Annotated in this window: 17 protein-coding genes; 11 read left to right on the top strand and 6 right to left on the bottom strand. The window is 72.0% G+C overall.

The features are described 5' to 3' along the window. The first annotated feature begins 2 nt into the window (after positions 1–2). On the top strand, positions 3–2,018 hold the full coding sequence (locus tag ACE1OC_RS13170) for a galactose oxidase-like domain-containing protein (RefSeq protein ID WP_407837179.1): 2,016 nt from the start codon (positions 3–5) through the stop codon (positions 2,016–2,018). Between the two features lie 13 nt (positions 2,019–2,031). Here the strand turns inward: ACE1OC_RS13170 and ACE1OC_RS13165 are convergent, their stop codons facing one another. Further along, positions 2,032–3,051: a glycoside hydrolase family 6 protein gene (locus ACE1OC_RS13165; protein WP_407837178.1), complete on the bottom strand. Its 1,020-nt coding sequence runs from the start codon at positions 3,049–3,051 to the stop codon at positions 2,032–2,034. A 216-nt stretch (positions 3,052–3,267) separates the two neighbouring features. After that, entirely contained in the window at positions 3,268–4,272 is a 1,005-nt protein-coding gene (locus tag ACE1OC_RS13160) for an ArsR/SmtB family transcription factor (protein WP_407837177.1), read from the bottom strand. Between the two features lie 388 nt (positions 4,273–4,660). Between ACE1OC_RS13160 and ACE1OC_RS13155 the strand changes: the two genes are divergently transcribed. From ACE1OC_RS13155 to ACE1OC_RS13130, 6 genes are all read left to right on the top strand, one after another. Beyond that, complete coding sequence (locus ACE1OC_RS13155) at positions 4,661–6,028, top strand: MFS transporter (protein ID WP_407837176.1); 1,368 nt, start codon at positions 4,661–4,663, stop codon at positions 6,026–6,028. 21 nt (positions 6,029–6,049) lie between these two features. After that, positions 6,050–6,559, top strand: a complete 510-nt coding sequence (locus ACE1OC_RS13150; RefSeq protein WP_407837175.1) for a MarR family winged helix-turn-helix transcriptional regulator — start codon at positions 6,050–6,052, stop codon at positions 6,557–6,559. A 98-nt stretch (positions 6,560–6,657) separates the two neighbouring features. Then, entirely contained in the window at positions 6,658–7,758 is a 1,101-nt protein-coding gene (locus tag ACE1OC_RS13145) for an MBL fold metallo-hydrolase (protein WP_407837174.1), read from the top strand. A 75-nt stretch (positions 7,759–7,833) separates the two neighbouring features. Further along, positions 7,834–8,163 (top strand): DUF3817 domain-containing protein, encoded by a 330-nt coding sequence (locus ACE1OC_RS13140; RefSeq protein ID WP_407837173.1) that lies wholly within the window; start codon positions 7,834–7,836, stop codon positions 8,161–8,163. Between the two features lie 99 nt (positions 8,164–8,262). Continuing rightward, positions 8,263–9,963 (top strand): acyl-CoA mutase large subunit family protein, encoded by a 1,701-nt coding sequence (locus tag ACE1OC_RS13135; protein ID WP_407837172.1) that lies wholly within the window; start codon positions 8,263–8,265, stop codon positions 9,961–9,963. A 41-nt stretch (positions 9,964–10,004) separates the two neighbouring features. Next, positions 10,005–10,556, top strand: a complete 552-nt coding sequence (locus ACE1OC_RS13130; protein ID WP_407837171.1) for a hypothetical protein — start codon at positions 10,005–10,007, stop codon at positions 10,554–10,556. Here ACE1OC_RS13130 and ACE1OC_RS13125 read toward each other — a convergent pair. Continuing rightward, complete coding sequence (locus ACE1OC_RS13125; protein ID WP_407837170.1) at positions 10,498–11,160, bottom strand: TetR/AcrR family transcriptional regulator; 663 nt, start codon at positions 11,158–11,160, stop codon at positions 10,498–10,500. The genes ACE1OC_RS13130 and ACE1OC_RS13125 overlap by 59 nt on opposite strands. 308 nt (positions 11,161–11,468) lie before the next feature. Between ACE1OC_RS13125 and ACE1OC_RS13120 the strand changes: the two genes are divergently transcribed. The 4 genes from ACE1OC_RS13120 to ACE1OC_RS13105 all read left to right on the top strand — a co-directional run bounded on the left by ACE1OC_RS13120 (position 11,469) and on the right by ACE1OC_RS13105 (position 15,663). Beyond that, on the top strand, positions 11,469–12,476 hold the full coding sequence (locus ACE1OC_RS13120; RefSeq protein WP_407837169.1) for a tetratricopeptide repeat protein: 1,008 nt from the start codon (positions 11,469–11,471) through the stop codon (positions 12,474–12,476). Positions 12,477–13,070: 594 nt separating this feature from the next. Next, positions 13,071–13,712, top strand: a complete 642-nt coding sequence (locus ACE1OC_RS13115; RefSeq protein WP_407837168.1) for a DUF6230 family protein — start codon at positions 13,071–13,073, stop codon at positions 13,710–13,712. 111 nt (positions 13,713–13,823) lie between these two features. Next, positions 13,824–14,411, top strand: coding sequence for a DUF6114 domain-containing protein (locus tag ACE1OC_RS13110; protein ID WP_407837167.1), 588 nt, complete (start codon positions 13,824–13,826; stop codon positions 14,409–14,411). Beyond that, positions 14,401–15,663 (top strand): hypothetical protein, encoded by a 1,263-nt coding sequence (locus tag ACE1OC_RS13105; RefSeq protein WP_407837166.1) that lies wholly within the window; start codon positions 14,401–14,403, stop codon positions 15,661–15,663. Before ACE1OC_RS13110 ends, ACE1OC_RS13105 begins: the two co-directional genes overlap by 11 nt. A 125-nt stretch (positions 15,664–15,788) precedes the next feature. Here ACE1OC_RS13105 and pyk read toward each other — a convergent pair whose 3' ends face one another. The 3 genes from pyk to pta form a co-directional block, all read right to left on the bottom strand. Continuing rightward, positions 15,789–17,219, bottom strand: coding sequence for a pyruvate kinase (gene pyk, locus ACE1OC_RS13100; protein ID WP_250744782.1), 1,431 nt, complete (start codon positions 17,217–17,219; stop codon positions 15,789–15,791). A 63-nt stretch (positions 17,220–17,282) separates the two neighbouring features. Next, entirely contained in the window at positions 17,283–18,497 is a 1,215-nt protein-coding gene (locus ACE1OC_RS13095) for an acetate kinase (RefSeq protein WP_407837165.1), read from the bottom strand. 60 nt (positions 18,498–18,557) lie between these two features. Then, a complete protein-coding gene (gene pta / locus ACE1OC_RS13090; protein ID WP_407837164.1) occupies positions 18,558–20,639 on the bottom strand; it encodes a phosphate acetyltransferase in 2,082 nt (693 codons plus the stop codon). Between the last annotated feature and the right edge of the window lie 144 nt (positions 20,640–20,783).

The raw sequence follows: 20,783 nt of genomic DNA, 5'->3' as shown, positions 1-20,783 counted from the left end.
CCATGGCGTACCGGCCTTCGAAGCAGTTCAAGAAGACGGCCCTGGGCGCCGGAGCCGTCGCCGTGCTGCTCGCGCTCAACGCGCCCGCCGCGCTCTCCTTCGCCGGGGACCGCTACCACGCGTACAAGATCGGGCACTCCAGCTACCGCGTCCAGTACGGCTCGTGGGGGCTGATCGGACTCCCCGAGGAGTACCGGATCAACGCCATGCACGCGGCGCTGCTGCGCACCGGCAAGGTGCTGCTGATCGCCGGTTCCGGCAACGACCAGCGCAACTTCGACAAGGGCTCCTTCTCCACCGTCCTGTGGGACCCGAAGGACGACAGCTTCAAGAAGATCCCGACCCCGGAGGACTTCTTCTGCTCGGGCCACAGCCAACTCCCCGACGGACAGCTCCTGGTGGCCGGCGGGACCGCGCGCTACGAGGTGCTCGGCGGGAAGGTCACCCGGGCCGGCGGCGGCATGCGGGTCAAGAACGAGAGTCCCGACAAGGCGGTCAGGCTGCCGAAGGGCACCGTGTTCCGGTCCCCCTCCGGAGTCGAGTACGTGTCGAAGTTCGCCGTCACCGTCCCCAAGGCCACCCGGCGGTTCGAGATCGACTACGGGCGCGGCGGGCAGATGATGCCGTGGAAGACGAAGGTGGTCGCCGCCGAGGCGCGCGTCTTCGTGGAAGCGGTCCGGGAGGGCGCCGCGGGGCTGACGACCCAGGCCGCCCAGTACACGGTGGCCGGGCTCACCGGCAGGGACGCCGCCGACGTCTACGGGCTCGCGGAGCGGCTCGGCGCCGGCAAGCAGGACTTCCAGGGCATCAAGTCCGCCTACGAGTTCGACCCCCTGGCGGAGAAGTACGTACCGGTCGACCCGATGAGGGACGCCCGCTGGTACCCGACCCTGGTGGGCCTCCAGGACGGACGGGTCCTCGCGGTGTCCGGGCTCAACGACGTGGGCGACGTCGTACCCGGCGACAACGAGTACTACGACCCGAAGACCAAGAAGTGGTCCAAGGGGCCCTTCCGCTACTTCCCGACCTACCCCGCCCTCTTCCTCACCCAGGGCGGCAAACTGCTCTACACCGGCTCCAACGCGGGCTACGGGCCCAAGGGCAAGGGCCGCGAGCCCGGCGTGTGGGACCTGGCGACGAACCAGTACCGCAAGGTCGGCGGACTCGCCGACCCCGACCAGCTGGAGACCTCCTCGTCCGTCCTGCTCCCCCCGGCCCAGGACCAGAAGGTGATGGTGCTCGGCGGCGGCGGAGTCGGCGAGTCCAGGCTGTCCACGGACCGCACGGCGGTCGTGGACCTCAAGGCGGAGGTGCCGGTCTTCCGTTCGACGGCCCGGCTGCCGCAGGGGGTTCGCTACCTCAGCAGCGTGCTGCTGCCCGACGACTCCGTCTTCACCACGGGCGGCTCCTCCGACTACCGCGGCCGGGGCGCCAGCGACATCCGCAAGGCGCAGTTCTACTACCCGCGCACCGACACCTTCGTCGCCGCCGCGGCCCCGAAGGTCGGGCGCAACTACCACTCCGAGGCGCTGCTGCTGCCCGACGGGCGGGTGGCGACCTTCGGTTCCGACCCGCTCTTCGCGGACAAGGACAACACCAGGCTGGGCAGGTTCGAACACCGGCTGGAGGTGTACAGCCCGCCCTACCTGCACCGGGACCCGGCGCTGCGGCCGGTGCTGGGCGAGGGGCCCGAGGAGGTCGGGCTCGGGGGCAGCGCCACCTTCCGGGCACCGCAGGCGGAGCGGATCCAGCGGGCCCGGCTGATGCGGCCGAGCGCGGTCACGCACACCACCGACGTGGAGCAGCGCTCGATCGAACTCGGGCTGGAGAAGACCGCCGGCACGGTGACGGTCACCGTGCCGGCGGACCCGACGCTGGTGCCGCCCGGCTGGTACATGCTGTTCGTGACGGGCGCGGACGGCACCCCGTCGGTGGCGAAGTGGATCCGGGTGCGGCCGGCTCCGGAGCCGGAGCCGGAGCCGCCGTCGGCGGCCTCGCGGGACGGCTGGCTGAGTTAGGGACCGTGCCGGCCTAGTCGGTGGCGCGGCGGGCCAGGCCCAGGGCGTAGTCCGGCCACCATTTCCCGGCCGGGGGGCCGCCGCGGCAGGTGCCGTCCGATTCGCCCGGCCGCTTGACCCAGAGGTACGCGTCCACGAGCGGGTCACCCGTTCCGTCGGTCGGCGGTGTGCCCAGCGCCCGGCCCGGCGGGTTGCACCAGGCCTGGCTGCGGTCGCCCTGGAGCGGGCCGTCGCCGTTGCGGCTGGTGTCGATGACGAAGTGCTTGCCCTTGGTGGCCTTGGAGAGGGCGGCGCCGTACTCCCGGCCGGCCGAGCTGGGCTGGAAGTTGGAGACGTTGAGGGAGAAGCCGTCGGCGCGGTCCAGTCCCGCCTTGTAGAGGGGATCGACCAGCTTCTTCGGGTCCGGGATCCACGCCGGGTTGCCGGCGTCCAGGTAGACCTTGGTGTTCTTGTTGCGCTTGAGCCGGTCGACGGCCTCGGAGAGCAGCTGCAGCCGTTCGTCGCGGTGGCCGGCCCGGGTGCAGCCGTCCACGAGGTGCGGGACCGCGTCCGGCTCCAGGACGACCAGGGCCTTCGTGTCGGCGATGTTGTCGGCGAAGGCGCCGATCCAGCTCCGGTACGCGGCGGCGTCCCGGGCGCCGCCCGCCGAGTGCTGCCCGCAGTCCCGGTACGGGATGTTGTACGCGACGAGGACCAGCGTGCGGCCGGCCGCACGGGCGCTCGCCCTCGCCCGGCGGATCTCCGGACCGGGGTCACCGGCCGGGCCCCACAGGGCCATCGGCCGGTCGGCGATGCGGCGCAACACCTGGGCGTCGCTGTTGCGGCCCTGCGCCTCCCAGGCGGCGACCTGGCGGGCGGCGTCGCTCTGCGGGTCCACCCAGAACGGGGACTCGTCGACGAGGCCGACCCCTGCCGGGTGGTGGGGCGGTGCGGATTCCGGCTGGGCGGTGGGGGCGGGCGCGCAGGCGGCTGCCGCCGTGAGGGCGAGGGCTGCGGTGAGGAGGGTGGCGGGGCGGCTGCGGGGGGCTGGCATCCGGCTTCCTCGGGGCGAAGGGGCGGGCGGCGGGCGCGGCTGAGGGCCGGGTCATCGTGACATAACGGGCAGTCAGGGCGGGGTGCGACACCGCCGAGTGCGGCCGGGCGGGGGGAGGGTGTGGCGCTGCGCGGTGCTGTCCCCTACCCGCCCTTCCGCCGTTCCCCGGGCTGCGCCCGGACCCCTTCGGGGGCTCCGCCCCCGGACCCCCGCGCCTCAAACGCCGGCGGGGCTGGATTCGTCGGAGCCGCCCGTCAGGGCGATGGCCAGCGGGGTGCGTTCGTAGAGGATCTGGTGGCCGCGGCGGGACGGGATGAGGAGGCCGGCCTGCTGGAGGGTCTTCAGATGGGCGGAGACCGTCGAGGGGGCCAGGGACAGGCGGTGGGCCAGGGCGGTGGTCGAGGCCGGCTCGGTCAGGGCGCACAGGACGTCGGCGCGGGCGCGGCCCAGGAGGCGGGCCAGGGCGTGGGGGGCCGGGCCCTCGGGAGCGGTCCAGAGGGCGCCGATGCCCCGGGCCGGGTACACCAGGGTGGGCTGCCACGGTGGGTCGTAGCCGCCCACCACCTCCGGCCAGACGAAGGCGCTCGGCATGAGGAGGAGGCCCTGGCCGTCGAGGGAGCGGTCGTGGTGGCCCCGGCGGGCGATGCTGAGGGTGTTCCCCGACCAGCTCAGATCCGGGTGGAGGCCGTCGAAGAGGGCCTCCAGCCCGCCCGCGGCCAGCCGCCGGGAGTGGAACAGGATGTCCGCCTCCAACAGGGCGCGCAGCCGGGGCCAGTGCGGGGCGACCAGCGCCCGCCAGGCCTGCTCGTAGAGGTTGGCCAGCTCCTGGACCGCCCGCTCCGGGTCCGCCAGCATCCGCTGCCCGGCCGCGCTCTCCAGCGCGCCCGGGGTGCACACCAGGGAGCGCCGCAGGTCCTCCCGCGCCTCCTGCGGATCGGCGGCCCGGACCCGCGCGAGCTCCTCCTCGAAGGTGACCGACGGGCCCGTCGGGGGCGGGCTGAGGAAGTCCGGATTGTGTCCCGTGCGCGGCATCAGCAGCCACAGCGGCCGCAGGTCCAGCCCGGCGGCCGCCGTGCGGATCCCGCGGAGCCAGGGCAGGTGGTAGGCGTGGCGGCGCTGGTCGAGCAGGACCCGTACGGCCTCCTGGGTCTCCCAGCGGGGCGAGATCGAGAACCGGCAGCGCAGCAGGTCGGCGGGGCCGAAGCGAAAGTGGAACGGCACGGGTCCCTCCGGGGGCGGGGCGGGGCGGGGCGGGCGAGGTGGCGCGGGGCCACCGTGCCGGGCTGCGGGGTACCGAGCCAGGCCTGCGAGGTGGACGGGGCGGGCGACGGGGTGCCGGGCCAGGCGGGTGGGGCGACGGGGTGCCGTGCCGGGCTGCGGTGTACCCGGCGAGGAGGGCGAGGTGCGTGACGGGGTGCCGGGCGAGGCGGGCCAGGTGGGCGGGACGGGCGGGGTGCCGGGCTGGACAGGTGGGGTGGGCGGGATGGACGGGGTGCCGGACCGGGGTGTTCGGCTGTCGTGGTGTCGCGCCTGCCCGTCCCGGCGGCGGGTGATTCGGGTGGGGGCGAATCTCTGGTACCCCAGCCTAGGCGCCGCCAGGGTGCACCGTATGACCACCGCAGACCCGTCCTCGTCCCCCGCGACCACGGCCCCCGGCCCGTCCGCCCCCGTTTCCGGCGGGTCGTCCGGGCAGGGCGGGGCCCCGGTCGCCGCCGCCCCCGGTCCGGGCGCGCCGGAGCCCGTCGGGTACCGGGCCGTGTTCCGGGTGGGGGAGTTCCGGCCGGTCTTCGCCGCGCACCTGTTGTCCGTGCTCGGCGTCGTCATCGCCGAGATCTCCCTCACCGTGCTGGTGTACCGCGCCACCGGCTCGCCCCTGCTGAGCGCGCTCACCTTCGCCCTCGGCTTCCTCCCCTACGCCCTCGGCGGCACCCTCCTCGCGCCGCTGGCCGACCGGCTCCCCGCCCGCCGCGTGCTCGTCGGCTGCGACCTCGTCTGCGCGGCCTGCGCGGCGGCCATGGCCGCGCCCGGCACCCCGGTCGCGCTGCTCCTCGTACTGCGCTGCGCGATGGCCTTCGTCGCGCCGCTGTTCCAGGGCACCCGCAGCGCCTCCCTCGCCGACGTCCTCGGCGCCGGCGACGCGTACGTCCTGGGCCGCTCGCTCCTGCGCATGGTGGCGCAGAGCGCCCAGCTCATCGGCTTCGGGCTCGGCGGCCTGCTGCTCACGGTGCTGGCCCCGCGCGGTGCCATCCTCCTCACGGCCGCCGGGTTCCTCGGCTCCGCGGTCCTGCTGCGCCTGGGCACCCGGGCCCGGCCCGCCCGCAGTGCGGGCGCCGGGGGGCGGCCGGACCGGAGTTCCCCGCTCGCCGGGCTGCGCGCCGTCCTGGGCCACCGCCGGCTGCGGGCCCTCACCCTGCTGTCCTGGCTGCCGCCGCTCTTCGTGGTCGTGCCCGAGGCGCTGCTGACCCCGTACGCCACCGGCCTCGGTGCCTCCACCGCCGGGCTCGGGCTGCTGATGTGCGCGATGCCCGTCGGGGCCATCGCCGGGGAGGTGTGGGCGGGTTCCGCGCTCACCGCCCGAACGCGTTCGCGGATCACGGCCCCGCTCGCGGCCGTCTCGCTGCTGCCGCTGCTCGCGTACGCCGTCCGGCCCGGCCTGCCGCTCCTGGTGGGCGCGCTCGTGCTGGCCGGGCTGGCCCACGCGTACACCCTCGGGCTCGACCAGTGGTACGTCGAGGCCGTACCCGAGGAGCTGCGCGGCCGGGCGATGACCCTGCTCAGCACCGGGCTGATGACCCTTCAGGGCGTCGGCATGGCGCTCGCCGGAGTCGCGGCGGAGTTCCTGCCCGTCCACGTGGTGGTCGCGTCGGCGGCGGTACTCGGCACCGGGGTCGTCCTGTTGCTGCTCGCCGAGGTGCGACGGACGGACGGGCAGGAGCCTGCCGGGCCGAGGCGTGAGACGGTTCCCGCAGCCAAATGACCGCCCGGTAGGGTCTGCTGCGTGCCGAAACCGCTCAGCCTTCCCTTCGACCCCATCGCCCGCGCCGACGAACTCTGGCAGCAGCGCTGGGGTCCCGTGCCCTCGATGGCCGCGATCACCTCGATCATGAGGGCGCACCAGATCCTGCTCGGCGAGGTCGACGCGGTCGTCAAGCCGTACGGCCTGACCTTCGCGCGCTACGAGGCGCTGGTGCTGCTGACCTTCTCCAAGGCCGGGGAACTGCCGATGTCGAAGATCGGCGAGCGGCTGATGGTGCATCCGACGTCGGTGACGAACACCGTGGACCGGCTGGTGAAGTCCGGGCTCGTCGCCCGGCGCCCGAACCCCAACGACGGGCGCGGCACGCTCGCGTCGATCACGGACAAGGGCCGCGAGGTGGTCGAGGCGGCCACGAAGGCGCTGATGGAGATCGACTTCGGGCTGGGCGTCTACGACGCCGAGGAGTGCGGGGAGATCTTCGCGCTCCTGCGCCCGCTCCGGGTGGCCGCGGCCGACTTCGAGGAGCACTGACCGCCGCCTGATGCGGGCGGCGGCGCCTGCGAGGGCGGCGCCCGCGACGGCGGCGTAGGCTCGGCAGGGGTGGGCCCGGACGGGACCGCGGAGGGCCGATGACCGCGCTCGGTGACCTGATCGAGATCGACGACAGGACCGTACTGGTCCTCGGGCAGGAACTGGACCTCGGCCGCGGACAGCCGGACGTGGCCAACGCCCTGGTGCACCGGGCCGGCGACACCCTGGTGCTCGTCGACACCGGGGTCACGGAGGACTTCCGCACGGCGCTGCTGGAAGCGGCCGGCCGGGTCGGCCCCTGGTCCCGGGCGCTGGTGCTGACCACGCACGGCCACCTCGACCACGTCGGCAACAACGACCTGGCCGACGGGCTCGGCGTACCGGCGGAGCACTGCGTCCCCGCCCCCGACGTGGCCCAGATGCGGGACCCGGTGGGCTACTGGGTGCGGGCCTTCGAGAGCGTCGCCGGGCCCGCGGCGCTGACCGACCCCGCGGGAACCGCGGCCCGGGTGGTCTCGCTCTTCCAGCCGATGCGGCCCTTCGGCCAGACGACCCGGACCTACGAGGAACGGCCGCCCGAGCAGATCCGGATCGGCCCGCTCCGGTTCACCGGCTGGACCTTCGCCGACGGGGCGGTCCGCGTGCTGCGCAGCCAGGGGCACTGCGCCGGGCACGTGATCGTGCACCTGCGGGACCCGGGCGTCCTGCACCTGTCCGACGAGGGCAACGGACCCTGCGGCGCCATGGCCGACGCCGACCAGCTCAAGATCCAGACCGTGCTGGGCTCCGCGGCCGTCCTCTTCGAGGCGGGGGAAGCGGGGCTCCTCACGGACGGGCACACCTTCGCCGTGCGGCGCGGGGCCGAGGCGGTGTCCCACCTGGACCGGCTGCTGAGCTCGGCCGCAGCCCTGCAGGAGGCGGGGCTCGGGCTGACGGAGGAGCTCGGGGGCGCCGAGGGCGCCGAGGGCGCGGACAGAGGGGGCCGCGTCGACGCGAGCGCCTTCACCGCCCGCTTCGGCCGGGCCGTCGCGGACCTGGGCATCGGCGGCGCCAACCCGAACGCGCTGTTCACCGCCATGATGGCCGTCAACCAGCTCCGCGAGCTCGGGCTGCGCCCGGAGTCGGACGCCGTGGACGCGCCCTGGTCCCGGCCCCCGCTGCGGAACCCGGAGCCGGCGCCGCCGCCCGGAGCCGGCTGACCCGGGCGGCGCGGCCCGGGCCGGCAACCCGGCCCCCGTCAAGATCGTGCAAACCGGACGGCTAGGCTCGACGGCATGAAACGAAGCGTGCTGACCCGCTACCGCGTCATGGCCTACGTGACCGCGGTCATGCTCCTCATCCTCTGTGCCTGCATGGTGGCGAAGTACGGCTTCGACACCGGCGCCGACCTGACCTTCGCGGTCTCGCAGGCGCACGGTGTGCTGTTCATGATCTACCTGGTGTTCGCCTTCGACCTGGGCTCCAAGGCCAAGTGGCCGTTCGGCAAGCTCCTCTGGGTCCTGGTCTCCGGCACCATCCCGCTGGCCGCGTTCTTCGTCGAGCGCAAGATCCGCGCCGAGGTCGAGCCCCTCGTCGTCGGCGGTCCGGCGGCCGCCCGCGCCTGACCTCGGGTGATCCACCTGCGGTGATCCACTGACCCCCGGGGTGACTCCCCGGGGGTTTGCCATCGACATTTACTAGGACGTCCTAGTAAATTCAGAGGCATGGACGCTGACGCCATTGAGGAAGGCCGCCGTCGCTGGCAGGCCCGGTACGACAAGGCCCGCACGCGCGAGGCCGATTTCACCACGCTCTCCGGCGACCCCGTCGACCCCGTCTACGGCCCGCGGCCCGGAGACTCGTACGAGGGCTTCGAGCGCATCGGCTGGCCCGGGGAGTACCCGTACACCCGCGGTCTGCACGCCACCGGCTACCGGGGGCGGACCTGGACCATCCGGCAGTTCGCCGGGTTCGGCAACGCCGAGCAGACCAACGAGCGCTACAAGATGATCCTGGCCGCCGGCGGCGGCGGGCTCTCCGTCGCCTTCGACATGCCCACCCTGATGGGGCGCGACTCCGACGACCCCCGCGCGCTCGGCGAGGTCGGCCACTGCGGGGTGGCCATCGACTCCGCCGCCGACATGGAGATCCTCTTCAAGGACATCCCGCTCGGCGACGTGACCACCTCCATGACGATCAGCGGTCCGGCCGTCCCGGCCTTCTGCATGTACCTGGTGGCCGCCGAACGCCAGGGCGTCGATCCGGCCGTCCTCAACGGGACGCTGCAGACCGACATCTTCAAGGAGTACATCGCCCAGAAGGAGTGGCTCTTCGAACCCGAGCCGCACCTGCGCCTCATCGGCGACCTCATGGAGTACTGCGCGAACGGCATCCCCGCCTACAAGCCGCTCTCCGTCTCCGGCTACCACATCCGCGAGGCCGGAGCCACGGCCGCGCAGGAGCTCGCCTACACCCTCGCCGACGGGTTCGGGTACGTGGAGCTCGGCCTCTCGCGCGGGCTGGACGTGGACCACTTCGCGTCCGGGCTCTCCTTCTTCTTCGACGCGCACCTCGACTTCTTCGAGGAGATCGCCAAGTTCCGCGCCGCCCGCCGCATCTGGGCCCGCTGGATGAAGGAGGTGTACGGGGCGAAGTCCGAGAAGACGATGTGGCTGCGCTTCCACACCCAGACGGCCGGGGTCTCCCTCACCGCCCAGCAGCCCTACAACAACGTCGTGCGCACCGCCGTGGAGGCGCTCGCGGCCGTCCTGGGCGGCACGAACTCCCTCCACACCAACGCCCTCGACGAGACCCTCGCACTGCCGAGCGAGCAGGCCGCCGAGATCGCCCTGCGCACGCAGCAGGTGCTGATGGAGGAGACGGGCGTGGCCAACGTGGCCGACCCGCTGGGCGGCTCCTGGTTCGTCGAGCAGCTCACCGACCGCATCGAGGCCGACGCCGAGAAGATCTTCGAGCAGATCAAGGAGCGCGGGCTGCGCGCCCACCCGAACGGGCAGCACCCGATCGGTCCGATCACCTCGGGCATCCTGCGGGGCATCGAGGACGGCTGGTTCACCGGGGAGATCGCCGAGTCGGCCTTCCAGTACCAGCGCTCGCTGGAGAAGGGCGACAAGCGGGTCGTGGGCGTCAACTGCCACCACGGCTCGGTCACCGGGGACCTGGAGATCCTCCGGGTCAGCCACGAGGTGGAGACCGTACAGGTCCGCGAACTCGCCGAGCGCAAGGCCGGCCGGGACGACGCGAAGGTGAAGTCGGCGCTGGACGCCATGCTGGCCGCCGCCCGCGACGGATCGAACATGATCCCGGCGATGCTGGACGCGGTGCGCGCCGAGGCCACGATGGGCGAGATCTGCAACCTGCTGCGGGACGAGTGGGGCACGTACACGGAGCCGCCGGGCTTCTGACGCCCCGTCGCACGTGACGTCCACGCCCTAAGGTGGCGGCCATGACAGGCCGCCGCCTTCCCGTCCCCGTGTACGGGGTGACCGCCCGCGTGCTCATGCAGACCAACTGCGGGCCGTACGCGTACATCGCCGCCGACTTCGAGCCGCCCGGCCGGGACGGGCTGACGGAGGTCCTGAACGCCGTGCCGGCGGACCGCCGGCTGCCCGAGGTGTACGCCTCCTGCGTGCGGGCGGGCATCGTGCGCGGCCTCGACGGGGTGGCGGCCTCGGTGCTGCTCACCGACGCCCGCGTCCACGAGGTGGACTCCTCGGAGTACGGCTACAGGCTGGCCGGGCTCGAAGCGGGCCGGGCGGCCCTGGTGGCCTCCGGCCTGCTGCCGCCCGAGGAGGCCGACAGCCTGCGCTGGGCCGACTGGCCGGGGCGTCCGAGGCCCTGGCCGGGCCACAACCCGCGCTCGGAGGCGCTGATCGCTTCGGCACCGGCCTGGTGCGAGGACTTCCTGCCCCTGTCGGACGGCGGCCGGCCCGCCGTGGTCACACCGCCGGAGCGGGGCCGGAAGGGCCGGCGGCGGAACCCTGGAGGCCGTACATGAGCAGTGCCGTGAAGGTGGCCACCCACAGCTCGTCCACCGGCTCGGAGCTCACCAGTGCCCGGTGGACCACCGTTCCCGCGATCACGTCGAAGATCAGGTCCGTGGTGTGGGAGGCGAGGGACGCGTCCTCCTCGTAGGGGAGTTCGCCCCGGGCTTGCGCCCGTTCGCGCCCCAGTACGACGAGACGTTTCTGCCGGTCCACGATCGCCGACCGGATCCGGTCCCTCAGTGCCTCGTCCCGAGTGGACTCGGCGACGACCGCCATCAGGGCGGTACGGGCCTCCGGGCGCCGCAGCAGTGCCGCGAACTGGAGCACCACGTACTCGATGTCGGCTTCGAGCGAGCCCCGGTCGGGCAGTTCGAGGGAGTCGAAGAGCTCCGCGACTGCGTCCACGACCAGTTCGCTCTTGCCCGACCAGCGCCGGTAGAGGGTGGTCTTCGCGACCCCGGCCCGCGCCGAGACGTCCCCCATCGTCAGCTTCGACCAGCCCAGCTCCACCAGTGCGTCCCGGGTCGCGGCGAGGATCGCGGCGTCCGCCGCGGCGCTGCGCGGGCGTCCGGTGCGGCCGGGAGGGCAGGAGGTGTCCGAGCTGGGGTTGCGCATGGCCGAGACCATACCCGCCGGTAGCAGGACCGATCGGCACCCCGGGCGTGTGCTTCAGATCACGGCCCGCGGGAGGGCAGGGGGAGTTACGCTACGACTCGTAGCGTAAGAGCGACAACCACGCGAAGAGCTACCGGCGCCAGGTGGGGACCCGGCGCCACAGCACGACAGGCACAGCACGACAAACACAGCACGACGGGCATGCCTGGACAGGCACAGCAGTACGGACACGGCACGGCAGGTACGGCGATCGGTTCGTTTCGGCCGATCTTTTTCGTCGGCGCGCGCACTCGGGGGAGGATGTACGCATGCAGCCCAGAAACATGTCCATGAGCGGCGTCGTCGACCTCGCCGCGGTGAAGGCGGCCGGTGAGGCCAAGGCCAAGGCCGAGCAGGCCCGCGCCGAGGCGGCCCGGAAGGCCGCTCAGGGCGGTGCGCCCGCGCCCGCCGGGGCCGTTCCGCCGTCCGCGCTCGTCTTCGACACCGACGAGACCCGCTTCGAGAGCCACGTCGTCCCGCTCTCCGGTGAGGTTCCGGTCATCCTCGACTTCCGCGCCGAGGGCTTCGAGCAGGGGCGGGAGCTGAGCCTGCTGCTGGAGCGGCTCACCCTCGAGGCGAACGGCCGCCTCGCGCTGGCCGCGCTCGACGTCGCCGCCAACCAGAACCTGATCCGCGAGTTCCGCATCCAGGCCCTCCCGGCCGTCTTCGCCGTGGTCGCCGGCCAGGCGATGCCGCTGTTCCAGGACCTCCCGTCCGAGGGCGAGGTCCGCGGGGTCCTGGCCCAGCTGGTCCAGATCGCCGAGGAGCGCTTCGGGGTCATCGGCGTCGAGGTGGACCCCGGCGCCGAGGGCGCCGCCGCCCCGGGTCAGGGCGCGGTGGAGGCCGAGGAGCCGGCCGGTCCGTACGACGCGCTGCTCGACGAGGCGATCGCGGCGCTGGACGCCGACGACCTCGACGGGGCGGTGCGCGCCTACAAGAACGTACTGGCGGCCGATCCGTCCAACACCGACGCCAAGCTGGGCCTCGCCCAGACCGAGCTGTTCGTCCGGGTCAAGGACATGAACCCGCAGGCGGTGCGCGCCGCGGCGGCCGAGAACCCGAAGGATCCGGCGGCGCAGATCGCCGCGGCCGATCTGGATCTGGCCGGCGGTCACGTGGCGGACGCCTTCGGGCGGCTGGTGGACACCGTGAAGGTGACGTTCGGTGACGACCGCGACGCGGTGCGCGTGCGCCTGCTGGAGATGTTCGAAGTGGTCGGGCCGGACAACCCGCTCGTCACCTCGGCCCGTACGGCGCTGGCGCGGGTGCTCTTCTAGCACCGGCACAGGACCGACACAGCACCGGCACACCACCGGTGATTTGTTGACACGGAGATAAACAGCGGCCGCGCTTTGCCAAAACTTGGTAATCGCGGCCGCTGTTACTCGCAGTAAATCGAACCCCGTGAACTGTCCGGTGTGTTCACTCTTCCCCCGGTCTGTCGTGGCCCTTGGTGACACCCTGTGTTGCTGCCCGACAGGGTGGGGACTCCCTCAGGTTATCTGGCCGTTACCCGCCAGTAACGAACCCCCTTGTGCCCCGGCCGTGAATGGACCACGATCGGCGACGCTCGGTCCTTCCCGCAGAGCCGCTCATCCCGGAGCCGCGGTGGAGGGTCCCCACCGGGCCGGCCGGTGGCAGTGGCACCGGCCGTGGGACAGGGGGGTCTCCGTCGCACGGCGGGGCCTGTCCCCCCAGGTTGCGCGAACGCGTGGCCAAGTGGTTGTCGCTCGGGGGTGAACGCCGGTGTACGGACGCGGCATTGCCGCGGCTCGGCCGCTCGCGCTCCTTCCCGAGGACGTAGCACTTCTCCCATCCCAGGACGGGCACCGCCCGGACCGGAGATGTACGTCCGAGAAGGAGGAACGAACATGATTTCCCAGATTCGTGGCGGGACCAGATGGAAGCGCTTCGCGCTCGTCATGGTGCCGAGCATCGCTGCCACGGCGGCGGTCGGAGTGGGTCTGGCGCAGGGTGCCCTCGCGGCGTCCTTCAGCGTCTCGGGCCAGGACTTCAAGGTCAGTGCCGACTCGCTCGTCGGTACCGACATGATCCAGTACGGCAGTGTGGCCCAGGGCGCGACCCTGGAGTCGGACAAGAAGTCCTACCACCCGGTGATCATCTCTGGCTTCAAGGAAGCCAAGATCACCAACATGTGCCAGTCGCTGGTCACGAAGACCCCGCTCGGCAACATCACCATGCAGCTGAAGACGGGCCACAAGGGCTCGCCCGCCGTTGCGAAGAACATCTACCTCGACGTCGCCGAGCTCGACGCGGACGCCGTCCTGGGCGACCTCGACATCGGTGTCGCGGCTGGTGACGGCTCGCACGCCACCAAGCCGAAGGAGGGCACGCTGGCGGACGGTGCCCTGTTCTCGCAGCGCGCCAAGACGGCCACGCTGACGAAGGTGCGCCAGAAGGCGTGGGCGACGACGGCGGGTACCTTCACCCTGCCTGACCTCAACCTGCGCCTGTACGGCGGCGACAAGCCGTGCTACCAGGACGAGAAGTAGTCCGTCCGGACTCCTGACCGGACGGGCCGGGGGCGACGGCCACCGTCGTCGTCGGCCCGTCCGGGCTCCACATCGTTCTCCGTACCACCCGTTTTCAGGGAGCTGTTGTCCATGAACCCCCAGGCCCCGGTTTACGTGCGCGCCGAAGACGACGCCTGGCTCACGGTGGCGTACTACCACTTCCACGCCTGGAGCGGTCGCCGCCCCTTCTGGGCCGGTCTGGTCACCCTCCTCGGTGGCCTTCCGATCGGCTACATCCCGTACGCGGACGTCCGCCTCGGCAACGTCACCTTCGCGATGGCGACGACGGCCGGCGCCGGCTCACTGATCATCGGCGTCCTGCTGGTCACCCTGGGCCTCGCGCTCTGGTTCCAGCAGGGCATCCGGATCTTCGCCGGAGTCGCCGCGATCCTGCTGGCGCTGGTGTCCCTGCCGGTGTCGAACCTCGGTGGCTTCGGCGTCGGGTTCACCCTCGCGCTGGTCGGCGGCGGCCTCGCGCTGGCCTGGGTGCCGGGCGGGCCGGCCGAGGCCGTGCAGGCACAGGCCGTGGACCTCGGCAAGGACGCGGGGGGTTCGCTGCCGCAGGAGACGCAGCAGACGGTCCCCCAGGCCTTCCCGGGACAGCGCGAAACGGAAACGACCGCATATGCGAGCGAGACGACTGCCCACGCCGATGGCGGGAGGAACAGTGCGGGGTGACGAAACGCAACGGGGCGAGGCTCCGGGTGCGGAGTCCCGTGAAAGGAAGGGCCCGCGCCACGCGGCGCCCAGGAAGTCGCTGCTGACCAAGATCCAGATACCCGTCGGCAAGACGATGGCGCTGGCCGCCATGCCGACCGCGGTCTTCGTCGGCATGAGCATGGCGCCGAAGCTGGCCGTGGCCGACGAAAAGGACATCCCCTTCGCGCCCGGACCGTGCGTGACGCGGTCCGACGAGCCCGCGGAGTCGGCGTCCCCGTCGGCGAAGACGCCTTCCAAGACTCCTCCGAAGACTCCTCGGACGACTCCCGCACCGGGCAAGTCGCCCACCGCGGTGCCTTCGCCGAACCCGAGCCCGTCGGCCACCGAGCCCGCGTCGAAGCCCGTCGAGAAGCCCGGCCTCATGCCGGCGGCGGTGCCTCCGGCCAAGGCGGCGAACCCGCTGGACCCGCTCGGCGTCGGCGACGCGATCAAGGGCCTGGTCGACGAGCTCGGCAAGCCCCTCACGGGCACCCCGGCCGCGCCGACCCCGACCGCGAGCGCTGCCACCGCCGCGCCCGCCGCGGATCCGGCCGCGGCCGCGATCCGCGACGCCGCGAAGACGGCGGGCGTCACCGTCTCGGAGCTCTCCGAGGAGGTCAAGGGCACCGCGACCACCCCGAAGGACGAGACGGGCAGGACGACCCCGCCGAAGCCCAAGCCGGTTCCGGAAACGGCGACGCAGGGCGAGGGCAAGGGCGCGAAGGGCAAGAACGGGAAGGAACCCTTCCCCTGCCCGACCTACGACGCCAAGGCGCTGGCCGCCGCCGAAATGGAGCAGGGCATCCCGCTGCTCCCGGACGAGCCCTGGTACCTGGACAGCTCGCTGCTGACCCTCTACGGCCTCGACTACGAGGGCATCGTCGAGGTGAAGACGGCGGGCGGCAAGACCAAGACCGTCCTGAAGTTCACCGCGGACTCGCTGGACATCAAGGACCTCTACCAGACGGTCGGCAAGGGCAAGCACGTCGCCCACCTGAAGTCCCGCCCGGGGTCCACCTCGAAGATCCGCGGGGCCAAGGTGACGATGTACACCGAGAGCCTCAAGGGCAACCTCTTCGGAATCATCCCGATCGAGTTCACCCCGAAGAGCCCGCCGCCCCTGAACGTCCCCTTCGCGTTCTTCACGAACGTCAAGGTCGTCCAGGCCGGCCAGTTCGGCGGCACCCTGACCGTCCCGGGCCTCAAGAACTACATCGGCCCGGCGGAGTAGACGCGTACGGCCTCGCGCGGCCGCACGCACCGAGGGCGGCACCCCGGATCCTCATCGGATCGGGGTGCCGCCCTCGGTCTCTGTGCGGCAGAGTCTTACGGGTGGAACCGTGCGGCGGTGCGGGATCAGTCGCGGGCGCCGCTGCCCAGGTGGTGGACCCGGACCATGTTGGTCGTGCCCGGGACGCCGGGGGGCGAGCCGGCGGTGATGACCATGGTGTCGCCGTTGTTGTAGCGCTGGAGCTTGAGCATCTCCACGTCCACCAGGTCGACCATGGAGTCGGTGTTGTCCACGTGGGGGACCACGTAGGACTCGACGCCCCAGCTCAGCGTGAGCTGGTTGCGGGTGTTGACGTCGGTGGTGAAGGCCAGGATCGGCTGGTTCGCGCGGTAGCGCGACAGGCGGCGGGCGGTGTCACCGGAGTGGGTGAAGGCGACGAGGGCCTTGCCGTCCAGGAAGTCCGCGATCTCGCAGGCCGCGCGGGCGACGGAGCCGCCCTGGGTGCGGGGCTTCTTGCCCGGGACCAGCGGCTGCAGGCCCTTGGACAGGAGCTCCTCCTCGGCCGCCTCGACGATCTTCGACATCGTCTTGACGGTCTCGATCGGGTAGGCGCCGACCGAGGACTCGGCGGACAGCATGACCGCGTCCGCGCCGTCGAGGATCGCGTTGGCCACGTCGGAGGCCTCCGCGCGCGTCGGGCGCGAGTTGGTGATCATCGACTCCATCATTTGGGTCGCGACGATCACCGGCTTGGCGTTGCGGCGGCACATCTCCACGAGGCGCTTCTGCACCATCGGGACCTTCTCGAGCGGGTACTCGACGGCGAGGTCGCCACGGGCGACCATGACCGCGTCGAAGGCCGCGACGACGCCCTCCATGTTGGCGACGGCCTGGGGCTTCTCGACCTTGGCGATGACGGGGACCCGGCGGCCCTCCTCGTCCATGACCTTGTGGACGTCCTTGACGTCGTTGGCGTCACGCACGAAGGAGAGGGCGACCATGTCGCAGCCCATCCGCAGGGCGAAGCGGAGGTCGTCGACGTCCTTCTCCGACAGGGCGGGGACGTTGACGGCGGCACCCGGCAGGTTGATGCCCTTGTGGTCCGAGATGACACCGCCCTCGATGACGATGGTCTTGACCCGGGGGCCCTCGACCTCGGTCACCCGGAGCTCGACGTTGCCGTCGTTGATCAGGACCTGGTCGCCCTTGGAGACGTCGCCCGGCAGACCCTTGTAGGTCGTGCCGCAGATGGACTTGTCGCCCGGGACGTCCTCGGTGGTGATGGTGAACTCGTCACCGCGGACGAGCTCGACGGGACCCTCGGCGAAGGTCTCCAGGCGGATCTTCGGGCCCTGGAGGTCGGCGAGGACGCCGACGGCACGCCCGGTGTCCTCGGAGACCTTCCGGACGCGGTCGTACCGCTCCTGGTGTTCTGCCTGGGAGCCGTGGCTGAAGTTGAATCGGGCCACGTTCATACCGGCCTCTACGAGAGCTTTCAGCTGCTCGTAAGAGTCGACGGCGGGGCCCAGCGTGCAGACGATTTTGGAACGGCGCATGGAGCGGATCCTATCGGTTTGTTTCGTAGCGGAATATTCCGTCTGGTGGAAAGTCCAAAGTGACTACCCGGTAACCAGCGCGTACGTCTGGCTGGCGATCTCCAGTTCCTCGTCCGTCGGGACCACGGCCACGGCCACCCGTGCGTACTCCGCGGACACCAGGCGCGGCTCGGGGGACCGTACCGAGTTCGCCTCCAGGTCGAGCGCCAGGCCCAGTTCGGCCAGACCGGCCAGGGCCATCTCCCGGATCTGGGAGGAGTTCTCGCCCACGCCCGCCGTGAAGGCGACCGCGTCCACCCGGCCGAGGACCGCCGAGTAGGCGCCGATGTACTTCTTCAGACGGTGGATGTACGAGGCCAGTGCCAGGCGTGCGGAGGCGTCGCCCTCTTCCGCCCGTCGCTGCACCTCGCGCATGTCGTTGTCGCCGCACAGACCCAGCAGACCGCTCTTCTTGTTGAGCAGCGAGTCGATCTCGTCGATGGACATGCCCCCCACCCGTGCCAGGTGGAAGACGACCGCAGGGTCCAGGTCGCCCGAGCGGGTGCCCATGACCAGGCCCTCCAGCGGGGTCAGCCCCATGGAGGTCTCCACGCACACCCCGCCGTGCACGGCCGAGGCCGAGGCGCCGTTGCCCAGGTGGAGCACGATCACGTTCACGTCCTCCTCGGCCTTGCCGAGGAGCCGGGCCGTGGCCCGGGCGACGTAGGCGTGCGAGGTGCCGTGGAACCCGTACCGCCGGATGGAGTACTTGTCGGCCGTCGCGGCGTCGATCGCGTACCGCGCCACGTGCTCCGGCATGGTCGAGTGGAAGGCCGTGTCGAAGACGGCGACCTGCGGCAGGTCGGGGCGCAGCTCCCGCGCCACCTCGATGCCGGTCACGTTCGCCGGGTTGTGCAGCGGGGCGAGCGGGATCAGGGCGCGGATCTCGGCCAGGACCGCGTCGTCGATCAGCGTCGGGTGGGTGAACTTGGTCCCGCCGTGCACCACCCGGTGGCCCACGGCGGCCAGCTCGGGGGAGTCCAGGCCCAGCCCGTCGGCGGCGAGCTCCGCCGAGACGGCACGCAGCGCGGCGGCGTGGTCCGCGATAGGGCCCTCCGTCACGCGCTTGCCGCCCGCGGCCCCCGGACCGGTCAGCGGCTCGTGCGTGAGCCGGGAGGTCTCCTCGCCGATGCGCTCCACCAGACCGACCGCGAGGCGGGAGGAGTCCGCCATGTCGAGCAGCTGGTACTTGACCGACGAGGAGCCGGAGTTGAGGACGAGTACGCGCGATGCGGTCACGATGAGGGTCTTTCCTTTGCGGTGGGGGCTCGGTGGGGGAGGGCTCAGGCAGTCACGGGCTCAGCCGGCCACAGGCTGGGACTGGGCCTGGATCGCGGTGATGGCCACGGTGGTGACGATGTCCTGGACCAGGGCGCCGCGCGAGAGGTCGTTGACGGGCTTGCGCAGACCCTGCAGGACCGGGCCGACCGCCACGGCGCCGGCCGAACGCTGCACGGCCTTGTACGTGTTGTTGCCGGTGTTGAGGTCGGGGAAGATCAGCACCGTCGCGCGGCCGGCCACCTCGGACTCGGGCAGCTTGGTCGCGGCGACCGAGGGCTCCACGGCGGCGTCGTACTGGATCGGCCCCTCGATCAGCAGGTCGGGACGCTGCTCGCGGACGATCTCGGTGGCCTTGCGGACCTTGTCCACGTCGGCGCCCGAACCGGAGGTGCCGGTCGAGTACGAGAGCATCGCGATCCGCGGCTCCAGGCCGAAGGCGGCGGCGGTGGTGGCCGACTGGACGGCGATGTCGGCGAGCTGCTCGGCGTTGGGGTCCGGGTTCACGGCGCAGTCGCCGTACGCGAGGACCTTGTCGGCCAGGCACATGAAGAAGACCGAGGAGACGATGGACGCGTCGGGCTTGGTCTTGATGATCTCGAAGGCCGGGCGGATGGTGGCGGCGGTGGAGTGCACCGAGCCGGAGACCATGCCGTCGGCGAGACCCTCCTGGACCATCAGGGTGCCGAAGTAGTTGACGTCGGTGACCACGTCGTGGGCCAGCTCGACCGTCATGCCCTTGTGGGCGCGGGCCTTGGCGTAGTACTCGGCGAACCGTTCCCGCAGCGGGGAGGTCGCCGGGTCGATGAGCTGGGCGGCCGAGATGTCGATGCCCAGGTCGGCGGCCTTCTTCAGGATCGCCTGCTCCTCGCCCAGCAGGGTGAGGTCGCAGACCCCGCGGCGCAGCACCACGTCCGCGGCGCGCAGCACGCGCTCCTCGGTGCCCTCGGGGAGGACCACGCGGCGGCGCTCGGCGCGGGCCTGCTCCAGCAGCTGGTTCTCGAACATCATCGGCGTGACCCGCTCCGAGCGGGCCACCGAGAGGACCTTGCGCAGCTCGGCGGTGTCCACGTGGCGTTCGAACAGGCCGAGCGCGGTCTCCAGCTTGCGCGGGGTCGCGGAGTTCAGCCGGCTCTGCAGCGAGAAGAGTTCGGCGGCCGTGGGGAAGCTGTTGCCCGCGACCGAGACCACCGGGGTGCCCGGAGCCAGCTTCGAGGCCAGCGTCAGGATGTCCTTGCCCGGACGCTCGTTCAGCGTCAGCAGCACGCCGGCGATCGGCGGGGTGCCGGAGGTGTGCGCGGCGAGCGCGCCGATGACCAGGTCGGAGCGGTCCCCGGGGGTGACGACCAGGCAGCCGGGGGTCAGCGCGTTCAGGAAGTTCGGCAGCATGGCCCCGCCGAAGACGAAGTCCAGGGCGTCGCGGGCCAGTCCGGCCTCGTCGCCGAGGAGCACCTCGCCGCCGAGCGCCCGGGTGATCTGGGCGACCGTCGGGGCGGACAGGTGCTTGTCGTCCGGCAGGACGTAGCAGGGCACGGGGAGCCTGGCGGCCAGGCGCTCGGCTATCACCTCGCGGTCCTCGGCGGCCACCCGGTTGACGACCATCGCGCCCACGTGGCAGCCCAGCGCCTCGTAGGCGCGGTAGGCGTTGCGGGTCTCGGCGCGCACGGCCTCGGCCGGGTGCTTGGTGCCGCCCACGACGGGGATGACCAGCGCGCCCAGCTCGTTGGCGAGGCGGGCGTTGAGCGCCAGCTCGTCCGGGAGGTTGGTGTCGGCGTAGTCGGTGCCGAGGACCAGCATGACCTCGTAGTCGCGCGCCACCTTGTGGTAGCGGCCGACGAGCTGGGAGACCAGTTCGTCGGTGCCCTTCTCGGCCAGGATGGCGGAGGCCTCGTGGTACTCCATGCCGTAGGCCGTCGCGGCGTCCTGGTCGATCCGGTACCGGCCCTTGAGGAGGTCGAACAGCCGGTCGGGCCCGTCGTGCAACAGGGGGCGGTACACGCCCACCCGGCCTGTCTGGCGGGTCAGGAGCTCCATGATGCCCAGCTCGACGACCTGGCGGCCGTCCCCCCGCTCGATCCCCGTCACGTACACGCTGCGCGTCACGCGTGCTCTCCGTCCCAATTCGAGTCGGTTGTCCCAGTTAATGTGGGCTTGACCTCTTGACAATACCCCTGTGATTCCTTAGGACGCCCGCCGGGAGAAGGGCCTGCCGGAGGGGGCCGAAAGGCCCTGCGGGCGCCCTGGGGT

It is taken from the genome of Streptomyces stoeckheimensis (genome assembly GCF_045822005.1).
Classification (GTDB): Bacteria; Actinomycetota; Actinomycetes; order Streptomycetales; family Streptomycetaceae; genus Streptomyces; species Streptomyces stoeckheimensis.
This window is presented reverse-complemented; position numbering and strand designations above follow the sequence as displayed.